General features: G+C 74.7%; 8 protein-coding genes. All 8 read right to left on the reverse strand.

Annotation, left to right across the window (positions count from 1 at the left end; translation table 11 throughout):
• Positions 1–12: 12 nt before the first annotated feature.
• The 8 genes from SMD11_RS22055 to melC1 all read right to left on the reverse strand — a co-directional run bounded on the left by SMD11_RS22055 (position 13) and on the right by melC1 (position 10,967).
• Positions 13–1,371 carry a vWA domain-containing protein gene (locus SMD11_RS22055; protein WP_087928080.1) on the reverse strand — a complete coding sequence of 453 codons (1,359 nt, stop codon included), beginning with the start codon at positions 1,369–1,371 and terminating at the stop codon, positions 13–15.
• Positions 1,372–1,509: 138 nt separating this feature from the next.
• Positions 1,510–2,772 (reverse strand): protein phosphatase 2C domain-containing protein, encoded by a 1,263-nt coding sequence (locus SMD11_RS22060; protein WP_087928081.1) that lies wholly within the window; start codon positions 2,770–2,772, stop codon positions 1,510–1,512.
• Positions 2,773–2,775: 3 nt separating this feature from the next.
• On the reverse strand, positions 2,776–5,454 hold the full coding sequence (locus SMD11_RS22065) for a serine/threonine-protein kinase (protein WP_087928082.1): 2,679 nt from the start codon (positions 5,452–5,454) through the stop codon (positions 2,776–2,778).
• Positions 5,447–6,781: a hypothetical protein gene (locus tag SMD11_RS22070; protein WP_087928083.1), complete on the reverse strand. Its 1,335-nt coding sequence runs from the start codon at positions 6,779–6,781 to the stop codon at positions 5,447–5,449. Before SMD11_RS22070 ends, SMD11_RS22065 begins: the two co-directional genes overlap by 8 nt.
• A gap of 119 nt (positions 6,782–6,900) precedes the next feature.
• Complete coding sequence (locus SMD11_RS22075) at positions 6,901–7,857, reverse strand: glutamate ABC transporter substrate-binding protein (protein ID WP_199844082.1); 957 nt, start codon at positions 7,855–7,857, stop codon at positions 6,901–6,903.
• A gap of 182 nt (positions 7,858–8,039) precedes the next feature.
• Positions 8,040–9,428: a hypothetical protein gene (locus SMD11_RS22080; protein ID WP_418952464.1), complete on the reverse strand. Its 1,389-nt coding sequence runs from the start codon at positions 9,426–9,428 to the stop codon at positions 8,040–8,042.
• A 272-nt stretch (positions 9,429–9,700) separates the two neighbouring features.
• Entirely contained in the window at positions 9,701–10,522 is an 822-nt protein-coding gene (gene melC2 / locus SMD11_RS22085) for a tyrosinase MelC2 (protein ID WP_087928085.1), read from the reverse strand.
• A 49-nt stretch (positions 10,523–10,571) separates the two neighbouring features.
• The gene (gene melC1, locus SMD11_RS22090; RefSeq protein WP_087928086.1) at positions 10,572–10,967 is read right to left on the reverse strand and encodes an apotyrosinase chaperone MelC1; all 396 of its coding nucleotides are present in this window, start codon (positions 10,965–10,967) and stop codon (positions 10,572–10,574) included.
• Between the last annotated feature and the right edge of the window lie 56 nt (positions 10,968–11,023).

Consider the following 11,023-nt stretch of genomic DNA (forward strand, 5'->3'; position numbering starts at 1 on the left):
GGAGCGATGGAGCTACTTCTTCACGCGCACGGTCTTCGTCGAACGCGTTTCGAGCGTCATCTGCGCCTCCGCGGAGACCTTCGCCTTCAGCCGCACAGTACCGGTCGCGGCGTCCACCACGTCCACCACCTTGGCGAGGAGTTTCGCGGTGTCCTCGTTGCCGGAGCGGTTCGCCAGCTGCACGGCCCGCCCCAGCTTCGCCGTCGCCCCGTCCACGTCCCCCGACCTGCGCAGGTCCAGGCCCTGCTGGATGACCTGGGCCAGCTCGGCCTGCCCGGTGTAGTGGGCGACCTGGGGGTTGATGGACGTCGACGCGGCCAGGTCGTCCGTCCACACCGCCCGGACCAGCCCCTGCGAGAGCACCTGCGGCGGGCCGCCGTCCGGCGCGGGCAGGACCAGCGAGACCCGGGCGGCCAGCATCTCCTCGCCCACCGCGGCGCCCGGCACCCGCACGCACACGTGGTAGTCGCGCGACTCGTCGCCCCACGAGCCCGTGGGGTAGTCGCCCGTGCGCGGCCCCGACTCCACCCGCCGGCCGGTCAGTTCCTCCATGGACGGCGCGACCTGCTTGACGTACCGCACCTCGGCGCCCTGCGGGGTCCACAGCCGCAGCGCCACGTCCGCGACCTCCTTGCCCATCGTGGACTCCATCATCCGGGTGAAGTCCGCGGCCAGCCCGGCCGGATCGGCGACGATGTCGGCGGTGCCCAGCAGCGCCGAGGCGATGCCGGTGACCTCCTTGACCTCCCAGTCCGTCCCCACGCCCCGGGCGTCACAGGTGAACCGGCCCGCGCAGGCGTTCAGCGTGGTCCGCAGCGCCTCCGGCTCCTCGTGCTCGTTGCGGCCGTCGGTCAGCAGGATCCCGTGCCGTATCGACACGTCCGAGGAGGCGAACAGCCGGTCGGCCAGGCGCAGCCAGGTGCCGATGGCGGTGCCGCCGCCCGGGGTGAGCTTGCGCAGCGCCTCCTTGGCCTGGTGCCGGGTGGTGGCGTCGGCGACCGCCAGCCGGCCGCCGCCCGGATAGGCCTCCTTGGCCTGGTGGGTGCCGGCCACCACCGCGAAGGCCACGCCGTCGCGCAGGGTGTCGATGGCGGCCGCCGTGGCGTCCCGGGCGTTGCGCATCTTGGTGGGCGGATACTCCATCGAGCCCGAGCAGTCGACCATGACGACCACGGCCGCGTCCGGCGCGGCGGGCCGCCCGCCGCCCGCCGTGGACTGGTGGGGCACCAGGGGCGTCTCCCCGGTGGTGCCGCCGCCGGTGGCGGTGACCGTCACGATCGCGTTCACCTCACGGCCGCCCTCGGGCAGGTGCGCGTTCTGGTACACCTCGACCGCGAAGCGGGGCACGCTCGGCTTGGCGAAGTTGGCCATCTGTTCGGCTCCTCGGTGACTGTCGTCGGGCACTGGGGCGTACGAGGCGCGCCCGGGCGGCCGGACAGGGCGGAAGAGCACGTGGTGCCGAGCGTGACACCCGTGTATCCCCCCGTCGGCGCGCCCGGACGGCGGCCGTCAGGCCGATCCTGCCCCCTCGGGCGGCAGGGGGAACGGCAGTACGGCCACTGTTACGTTGTCGTGGCCCCCGCCGTCCAGGGCGTGGGCCAGCAACTGCCGTGCGCATTCCAGAGGGCGGGAGCGGGCGTCCGGCGGAGTGATCTCGGCCATCCGCTCGGCGGACTCGGCGTAGTTCCACAGCCCGTCGGTGCAGACGATGACCACGCCCTTGCGGTCGGGGTGGAACGACGCGGTGTGCGGGTCGACCTCGTACGCGTCCGCGCCCAGCCAGCCCGTGATCGCGTGGGCGCGCTCGTCCGCGTACGCCTCGGCCTCCGACAGCAGGCCCGCCGCGACCATCTGGGCGGCCCAGGAGTCGTCCTCGGTGAGCCGGGCGGGCTGGGTGGCGCGGTCCTCCGGCACCCAGTAGGCGCGGCTGTCGCCGATCCAGCCGACCGTCAGCAGGTCGCCGGTGACGACGGCCGTCACGATGGTGCAGGCCGGGGCGTTCTCCTGGCGGTGCGTCTCGTGCTGGCGCGGCTCGTTCGCGGGCGCCGGCGGCGTCGCGAGCGAGGTGACGGCCTCCGCGGCCCGGACGATCGCGTCGTGCGTGGCCTGCCGCGGGTCCGTGCCCCGCGGGAGCGCCGTCACCAGCGTCTCGCGCGCGGCGGCGCAGGCGGCGGCCGAGGCCTCGTCGGGCCGGGTCGCGGAGGACACGCCGTCACTGACGACGGCGACGGTGGCCGGGCCACCGTCCGCGAGAGGCACGGTGGACACCGCGTAGGCGTCCTCGTTCCGGTGGTGGCGCAGTCCGCGGTCGCTGACCGCCGCGACGCCTGGCAACTGGTGCTCCATGTGATCCCGTTCGCGCGGTTGTGCATGTCCGCAGTGTTCGCAGTACCCGTCTTTGTCGATCATGCCGGATCGGCACGCCCCGCAGGTGCGGCCGGTGCCGTTCACCACGGGGTGACCGCCGTCCGGCCGCGGCCGGTCCCCCAGGGCGCCGTGCGCCGACTGCGCGGGCACCCCGCCGAACGCGCGGGGGTCGCGCGGGTCGGGGGTGCCGGAGGCGTCGGTGCCCGGCGGCGGCCCGGCGGCGGCCGGGCCGCGCGGCGGGCGGGGCGCCGCCGCCGGTGTGCCGGAGGGCGCCGGGAACCGCTCGCCGGGCCGGGGCGCCGAAAGGTCGGCGCCGCAGCCGCCGCAGAAATTGTCACCCGGCTCCAGCGGCTCGTGGCAGACGGGACAGGCCGTCAGCTGTGGGGGTCGCGGCAGTTGCGACATCGATCACACCCATGTCCTGGGGCGGAAACGGTTGGCCCGCTCCACCAGTTCGATCCGTTCCTCGCCGCGCTGGGCGAGCCGTGCCAGCACGCGGTACGAGCGCTCCAGCCCGAAGCGCAGCCCGCGCTCCTCCAGGCCGCTGCCGAGCAGTGTGGCAGCGGCCGCCGTGCCCGGCGGCCCGGCCGCGCCCCGCGCGCCCGAGAGCACCCAGTCCAGCGCGCATCCCAGCACCTCCGTCGACAGCCGCTCCCGGCGCACCGCGTCCAGTCCGAACTCCGTGAGCCGCTCCACCTGGCCGGCGGCGGCCAGCAGGTCGGCCAGCAGCGGCTCCTCCGGCGAGCGCTGCCGCAGCCTCGCCCGTACCGCCGCGACCCGCGCCGCCGTGTAGTGGATGGACGCCTCCGGTACGGACTCCAGGGCCTCGACCGCCCCCGTGCGGTCGCCGGCCGCCAGCCGCACCCGGGCCAGCCCGAACGCGGCGCTCACATAGCTCGGGTCCGTCGCCCACACCAGGTGGTAGTAGTCGGCGGCGTTGTCGAGCTGGCCCAGCACCTCGGCGCACACGCCCAGCGCCAGCTTCGGCGCGGGCTCGCCCGGGAACGCGTCGTAGACGGCGTCGAAGGCGAGGGCGGCGGTCCCGTGGTCACCGGAGGCCAGGGCGTACAGACCGCGGTACCAGACGATCCGCCAGTCGTCCGGGTGCGCGGCCTCCAGGCTCTCTATCGCCTTGGACGCCTGGACCTCCTCGCCCAGTTCCAGCTGCGCCCGTATCCGGCGCAGCCGCAGCTCCAGCGATTCGGCGGGTGCCCCCTGGAGCGCCGCGTACACCTCGGCGGGCCGGGAGGCGAGCAGGCCCGCGAGGAAGCCCGCGTTGGGGTCGGCCGGGTCGACGAGCGGCACGGGCAGGGCGAGGGCCGTGGCGGGGGTGTCGAGCGCGGCGACGGCCGGGCCCGTACGCCCCGGCCGGGTGAGTGGGGCCGTCGCCGCGCCGCCCCGGGGCAGCTGGGCGGGCACCGCCGCCCGCGCCGCCGGCAGCGCCTTGCGGGAGCCCGCTCCGCCGCCCGGCGCGGACGGCTCGCCGCCCGTCTCCGCGAACAGCTTGCTGTCGACGACCCGCAGCTCCGGGCCGAACAGCGTGGACAGCGCGGGCCGCGGCCGGCCCGTCTGGAGCGCCACGACCTCCCGCAGCACCCCCGTCAGCTGCTCCGCCATCTCCTGCGCGGACGCGAACCGCCGGCCCGGGTCCGGGTCCGTGGCCCGCACCAGGAAGCGGTAGAAGGACTCGTACCGCGTGAAGACCTCGACGTGCTCCGGCTCCGGGAGCCCGGTCGCGAAGACGTTGGTGTAGCCCTGGAAGTCGAAGGTGAGCACGGCGAGCGTGCGGGCCACGGTGTAGAGGTCGGAGGCGACGGACGGGCCGATGTCCGCGACCTCGGGGGCCTGGTAGCCGACCGTGCCGTAGATCGCGCTCTCGTCGTCGTCCATCCGCCGGACCGCGCCCATGTCGATGAGCTTGAGCTGGTCGTGCTGCTGGATGGCGTTGTCGACCTTGAAGTCGCAGTACAGCAGATTGCGGCTGTGCAGGTGGCCGAGGGCCTCCAGGGCCTCGATGCCGTAGGCGCACGCCTGCTCGACCGGCAGCGGGTCCCGCCGGCCGTCCGGGAGCCGCCGTTCATTGGCGATCTCCTTGAGGGACTTGCCGCCGACGTACTCCATCACGATGTAGCCGTCGAGGCTGCCGGTCCGCTGGTCGAGGTGCTCGACGAAGTTGTAGATGCGGACGATGTTGGAGTGCTCGATCTCGGCGAGGAAGCGCCGCTCGGAGACGGCGACCGCCAGCGCGTCCTCGTCACCGGTGTCCAGCAGGCCCTTGAGGACCACCCAGCGGTCGGACACGGCGCGGTCGACGGCCAGATAGATCCAGCCGAGGCCGCCGTGCGCGAGACAGCCCGCCACCTCGTACTGCCCGTGCACCACGTCGCCCCGGCGCAGCTTGGGCACGAAGGAGTACGGGTGCCCGCACTTGGTGCAGAAGCCTTCCGTGCGCCCCGGCCGGTCGCCGCGCGCCCTGCCCACCGGGGCGCCGCAGTCGCCCTTGCTACAGAATCGCTTCCGCTCGGGCACCTCGGGGTTCTCCAGCACCGCCGCGCGCGGGTCGGGGCGCGGCACCTCCGGCACCGAGACCAGTCCGGCGCCCAGCCGGCCGCGCCCGGAGGAGGGCGCGGACGTCGAGTGCGAGCTGCGCACCGACACCGAGCGGGACCCCGGGCCCGTGGAGCCCGCGCCGCCGGCCGACAGCCGCCCCGACACCGACCGGCGCGAGGACGAGGACCGGGACGACGGCCGGGACGAGGAGCCCGACGAGCGGGAGGAGGACCCTGCGGACCCCGAGGACCCCGCGGACCCCGAGGACCCCGATCCCGCGGAGCCCGATCCCGAAGGCGCCGGGCTCGCCGGGGCCGGCCGGGGTGACGGGGCGGGCGGGGGCGCCGCGGCGGGCGCGTACGTACCCCCCGACACGCGGGTCCGGGCGGAGGCCGCGACGCCCGTGGCCGGCGAGGACAGCATCCCGCCCGGCGACACCACGGGCGCGAGCCCGCAGGTGTCGCAGTACAGCTCGCCGCCCCCGACGTCCTCGTACGTGCCGCCGCAGCCCTGCCGCTGGCAGGCCGCCTCACTCATGGTTCCCCCTACGGTCGACGGGCACCGAGGGCCCGGTCGCGGACGGCGGGGCGAGTGCCTCCGCCAGCGCCTGCTGATAGCGCAGGACGGCCTGCTCGGCGGCCATCAGGTCGCACGGCGCGCTCCACAGCATGCGGCGCGCCACGTCGTGGCGCTCGACGAGGAAGGTGTCCTCCGCGAAGCCGTGCCGGGAGGCCTTCGCGCGGTACGCGTCCAGCCGGCCGCGCAGCTCGGCCCGGACGGCCAGCGGCGCCGTGACGGCCGTCAGCGAGTCACGGGCGCGCAGCAACTCCTCCTCGGCGCGCCGCTCCAGGTCCTCCAGGAGCGGCGAGAGCCGGTGCCACCGGGCGTGTCTGCGGTGGTCCGCCGCGGCCGACAGCTGTTCGTAGAGCTCGGTCGGCGGGCCGGAGACGGCCGGCACCACCGATGCGGCGATCTTGGAGAGGACCTCGGTCCGCGCCTGGCGGGCCTCGTTGAGCGTGCGGTCCGCGCGGGAGAGGACGTCGCGCACCCGCATCAGCCGCTGCTCGGCGTCCTGCCGGACGTCCAGGACGGCCTCGACCTCGCGGCGGACGTCCTCCAGGGCGCGGGCGGCGCGGTCGTAGCGGCCGGTGTCGGGGCGGCCGCCGCCCGGCGCGGAGCTGGGCGAGGCGCCTGCCCAGAAGGCGAGCGGATCGGATATCACCTCGGTGCGCAGCGCCGTCAGTTCCTCGGTGATGCGCTCCAGGTCGTCCCCTGAGGGGTGCTCACCGGGGCGCACGCCCACCGAGTGGGCGAGCGAGCGGGTGCGCTGGAGCTCGGCGGCGAGCAGGTCGATCCGGGCGGGCAGCGCCGACCAGACGGCGTCGGCGGTGACGACCACGTCGAGCGCCTCGGCGTACCAGCCGTTCATCCGTTCGAGGAGCTCCTGGAGGCTGAGCCGCTCGCTGAGCCGGGCGGCCGGGCCCGCCGGGGAGCCCCCGGCCGCGGTGGGCAGGTGTCCCGCGCCGGCCAGCGTGACGCCGCTGCCGCGCAGCAGCTCGGTGAGCTCGGACAGCTCACCCTGGGTGGGCCAGCGGCGTCTGCCGCGCAGCGCCCGCGCCGCGGTCAGGGCGGAGGTGTACGCGTCGAAGTACGCCCACAGCCGGGTGATGAGCTGTTCGGCGACGGCCCACCGGCTCCTGGTCGCGCCGGTGAGTTCCGCGCCCTCCAGGAGGCGACGGCCGGCGTGGTCCTGGAGGGCGAGCAGCGAGGACTCCACGGCCTCGTGCTCCGCGCCGAGCCTCGCCAGCGCACGGTCCACCTCCTCGCGGCTAAGGGCCGGTCCGGTGGATCCCGCGACCGCCATCGATCCCCTCTCCTGTCCGCGGCCGTGCCGCGGACGTGTCCGTAACGGTGGTGCCCGTCGTCCCGTGCCGGTGCCGCCGGACCGTTTCCGTGCCGCCCCGGCGCCCTCCCGGTGTCGTGCTAGTCCCGGTACTTGGGCGCCGGCGGCGCGGTGTAGCCCTTGAGGTCGGCCGCCAGCCACTTGGTGTACGCCCGCATCCACGGGCTGTCGCCGCCGCCGCTGCGGTAGTCGTCCAGCACCTTGTTGACCCGGCGTACCAGGTCCTCGTCCCGGAGGTTCATCGCCACGCCGTACGGGTCGGTGGTGAACGGCTTTCCGACGAGCTCCACGGACGGGTCCTGGGCGGCCAGACCGGCCCCCAGGGCGTTGTCCGTGAGCACCGCGTCCACCTGGCCGAGTTGGAGCCGGACCAGGCAGTCCAGCTGGTTGGGCACGGTGACCAGGCGCGCGCCGTGCGGCTGTTCCCTCATCTTCGACTCCGCTGTGGCCCCCTTGGCCGCACAGACCTTCTTCCCCTTCAGGGAGTCGTCGAACGCGGTGACGGAAGACCCCCTCGGGGCAAGTATCTGCTGGCCGGCGACGAAGTATGCGGTGGAGAAGGCGACTTGTCGGATCCGGTCGCAGGTGATGGACATGGTGCGCGCGATGAGATCGACCTTGCCCTTTTCCAGGGCGGGGATGCGCTGGCTGGTGGGGATCGCCAGGAAGGTCACCTTGTCGGCGTCGCCCAGGATGTCCTTGGCGATCGCGCGCGTCAGGTCGATGTCGAAGCCGCTGAGCTCGCCGGTGGACGGATTGCGGTAGCCCCAGCGGAAGCTGTCCTGGTCGACGCCCGCGATCAGCCGCCCACGGCTCTTGATCCGGCGCACCGCCGGGCCGTCCGCGCCGTCCCCCGGGCGCAGGCTCGCCTCGGGGTCGGTGCAGGTCGCGGGCGCCGCGGCGGCTCGGTCCGCCCGGTCGGCCACGGTGGTGACGCGGTGCTCCGCCGTGCCGGCCGGCACCAGCGCGGCGGCCGTGGCCGCGAGCGCGCACCCGGCCGCAGCCGTGGCCAGGGCGAGCGACCGGCCGCGCGAAATCCTCGGGACGTCCGGTGACTTCGGCCCCTGGGTGGCCTTCGGTTCCGGTGGCACCTCCGGTCGCGCCAGCACCTGCTGTCCCGCCCGCCGCGCCCGTATCGCCCGTACCAACCGGCCCGTTCGCCCCGGCTGCCCGTGTGCCCGCCCGTGCTCCTGCCCCGTCACGTGCCCGCCTCCCCCCGTCACCGGTACTCCGACAGTCTGCGCCCGATCCCCAGCACCGCGCCCGCCGCGCCGAGCACCGCCAGCACCACGGCCCCCGCCGCCAGCCCGGCCAGGGCTCCGCGCCCGTCGTCCGCCGCCGCCCGGAAGTCGCGCTGCTCATGGGCCAGGGCCCGGCGGAGTTGCTCGTCCACCCGGTCGAAGGACTCGCCCGTGCTGCCCTTCTCGCCGATCACCTTCGGCAGCGCCCGGTCGTAGTCCCCGCTGTCGTCCGCCGCGCGCGCCTCGGCGTGCCGCACCTGCCACTCGCGGACGTCCCTGACGGCGGCGTCGACCGCCGCCCGGCCCTCGGAGTCCTCGGCGAGTGCCCGCGCCCGCGCCAGCAGCGTGCCCGGCGCGGCGGCGCCGCGGCCGTCGCCGACGAGCTTGCGCATGCCCTCGCGGTAGCTCGCCTCGTACGCGTCGTCCTTGTTCTCCGTGAGCACCGCGCCGCGCGCGACCAGCGTGAGGTTCTCGTCGCCGCGCGCCTGGAGCGAGCCGATGCGGGCCTCGTTGAGCACCTGGAGCGACCGGGCGCCCTGGGCCGAGGAGCCCTCCAGGTCCGAGCGGGCCAGGGCGTGCCCGACGGTCAGCCAGAGCAGCACCACCACGGCCGTCGCGGTGGCGGCCAGCATCCCGTGGTTGAAGACGCGGTGGGTGCGGAGGTAGGTGCGCCGCTGCGCCCAGCCGAGCGCGCCGAGGGCGGCCAGGCCGAGGACCAGCGAGGCCCAGGGCCAGGCCTTGGCGTCGGAGTAGTCGGAGCCGAGCCGTCCGGTCTCGGTCTCGTAGAGCTCGCGGGCGGCGGGCAGCAGGTCGTCGCGCATCAGGTCGCCGGCGGTGCGCAGATAGGCGCCGCCCAGCGGGAGGCCCTGCCGGTTGTTGGCGCGGGCGGACTCCACGAGGCCGGTGTAGCGCGGGAGGAGTTCGTTCAGCCGCGAGATCTGCCGGCGGGCGGTGTCGGAGCCCTCGGCGTTGGCCGCGGCCTTCACCAGCAGGCCGGCCGCCAGCGCGATGTCCTTCTCGTACCGCTGCCGGACGGCGGGGGTCTCCCGGGAGCCGGCGAGGAAGCCGCTGGCGGCCGTGGTGTCGGCGTCGGCCAGGGAGCGGTAGACGTCGGCGGCGTCGGCGCTGAGCGGCTGGCTGCTGCCCACCACGGCGTCGGCGGCCGAGGCCCGGTCCGCGACCTGCCAGGCGGTCACCGCGCCGAACGCGACGAGCAGCAGGGCCAGGAGGGCGCCGATGGCGCGCAGCCGGCCCGGCTCGGTCGTGGCCACGGCCCGCAGGCGGTCGGCCGCTTCCCGCCAGGCGGCGGGCAGGGCGGGCGTGGGCGGTGGCGGCGCGGCGCCACCGGCCGGCTGCGGGTATGACACGGGACCTCCCCCTCGGTCGCTGTGGACGCCCGTTCCCCCGGCCGGCCGGGCCGGCCCCGGACGAACAGCAGCCCCGGCCAGCAGTATGGCCGCAGGAGCTGACAAACACACCGGTACCGGCCCGATCTTGTTCTGATCGCGATCCGCACCGGGGCCCGCACCGGCCTCCGTACCCACCACGCGCGACGGGCCCGTCCGGTTCCCGCGCGGGTGGGCGGGGAACCGGACGGGCCCGTGGGGCACCGTCACGCTGCGCGGGGCCGGACCGGCCGTCAGCGGTCGTAGGTGTAGAACTTCGTGTGGTCCAGCATGTCGGCCGGGGTCACGTTGTTCCAGGGGCGCATGGTGTCGTTGAGGTCCACGACGTTCGCGGTGCCGGCGGCCGGCAGGTAGGGCGACGTCGGGTGCATGCGCTGCCAGTCGGCCCACAGCTTGTCGATGAAGCAGTGGTGCAGCCAGAAGGCGGGGTCGTTGGGGGAGACGCCGGTGGCCATCTGGCCGCCGATCCACACGTGGACGCTGTTGTGGACGCGGCCCTGGCCGCGCCAGCCCTCCAGGTTGTTGCGGAAGCCGTCCGAGGCGCTGTTCCAGGGAGCCATGTCGTACGTGGTCATGGCGAGCACGGCGTCGACCTGGGCGCGCGTGGGCAGCTGGCCGCTGGCACCCAGCTCACGCTGGAGGTACGAGCGGTTGTCGACGCTGACGTTGATGTTCCACTTGCCCGTGGAGTACGCGAACGGGCCGGTGGTCACCTGGGAGTCACGGCTGCGGCCGTTGCCGCCGAGGAAGTCGGCGCCCCAGATCGAGGACGTGGTCGAGCGGTCGACGGTCCAGTCCCAGTACGGGAGGGTGACCGAGGCGTCTATCTTCTGGAGCTCCTGCTCGAACTGGATCAGGAAGCGGCGGTGCCAGGGGAGGAACGAGGGGGAACGGTGGCCGACGCGGTCGCCGTTGTCCGTGTCGCTCATGATGAACTCGTTGTGCGTCCGCACGAATCCGTCGTAGACGCCGGTGCGCTTGAGCTCCAGCAAGGCGTTGACGAAGTTGCGCTTCTCGGTGGCGCTCAGCGTCGCCTGGTTCTTACGCACTGCCATGGGGGTTCTGTCCTCTCGGGTCGGGTCGGTGGAACGGCAGAGCGGTGACTCAGGTGGCGATCGGGACGAGCGTGGCGCCGCGGAGCTTGTCGACGGCGGCGCGGGTCACGGCGAGCGGGGTCGCGAACGTCTCGTAGTGGTTCACGACGCTGATCCAGGTGCCGTCGGCGTTCTGCATCAGGTGCAGTTCCTTGCCGTCGATCGAGGCGGTGAAGCCGCCGTGCGCGGCGTGCTCGCCGGTCGCGGGCTTACCGACGATGCGGCGCCCCTGGTAGACCTCGTCGAACGCCGCGGGTCCGCCGTGGCCGCCGTGGCCGGAGTGGTCGGTCATGGCGGCCGTGGCCGTACGGGTCGCGGCCATGGCGGTCGGCGCGGCGAGCGCGGCGCCGGCGACGGCCACGGCGGTTCCTCTGAGCACAAGGCGTCGGGTGACGTTGGACGACATGGGTCGTACCCCCCTCGGAAGGATGATCAGGAGCAGGAATTGATCGCGAATGCCCC

This window comes from Streptomyces albireticuli, from assembly GCF_002192455.1.
GTDB lineage: Bacteria > Actinomycetota > Actinomycetes > Streptomycetales > Streptomycetaceae > Streptomyces > Streptomyces albireticuli_B.